The sequence below is a fragment of the Alcaligenes sp. Me129 genome (assembly GCF_050487245.1).
Taxonomy (GTDB): Bacteria; Pseudomonadota; Gammaproteobacteria; order Burkholderiales; family Burkholderiaceae_B; genus Alcaligenes; species Alcaligenes phenolicus.
The window spans coordinates 1-646 of sequence record NZ_JBKQGX010000044.1 but is presented as its reverse complement, the minus strand read 5'-3'; the positions used below and the strand labels follow the sequence as shown (position 1 = coordinate 646).

The 646-nt window shown below is 58.7% G+C and carries 1 protein-coding gene; it reads left to right on the top strand.

Annotated elements, in window-relative coordinates; all coding sequences use genetic code 11:
* Positions 1–29 precede the first annotated feature (29 nt).
* On the top strand, positions 30–646 hold a 617-nt coding region (locus ACLPGZ_RS19595; protein WP_429641897.1), incomplete at its 3' end, for a TipJ family phage tail tip protein.

Below are 646 nucleotides of genomic sequence, written 5' to 3'. Positions count from 1 at the left end.
GCAACAACATGGCCTGGTGTCTGTGGGATATGCTGACCCATCCGCGCTACGGCATGGGGAAACGTCTTGGTGCGGCGGATGTGGATAAATGGGCGCTGTATGTCATCGGCCAGTACTGCGACCAGTCAGTGCCGGACGGCTTTGGCGGCACGGAGCCGCGCATCACCTGTAATGCGTACCTGACCACACAGCGTAAGGCGTGGGATGTGCTCAGCGATTTCTGCTCGGCGATGCGCTGTATGCCGGTATGGAACGGGCAGACGCTGACGTTCGTGCAGGACCGACCGTCGGATAAGACGTGGACCTATAACCGCAGTAATGTGGTGATGCCGGATGATGGCGCGCCGTTCCGCTACAGCTTCAGCGCCCTGAAGGACCGCCATAATGCCGTTGAGGTGAACTGGATTGACCCGAACAACGGCTGGGAGACGGCGACAGAGCTTGTTGAAGATACGCAGGCCATTGCCCGTTACGGTCGTAATGTTACGAAGATGGATGCCTTTGGCTGTACCAGCCGGGGGCAGGCACACCGCGCCGGGCTGTGGCTGATTAAAACAGAACTGCTGGAAACGCAGACCGTGGATTTCAGCGTCGGCGCAGAAGGGCTTCGCCATGTACCGGGCGATGTTATTGAAATCTGCGATGA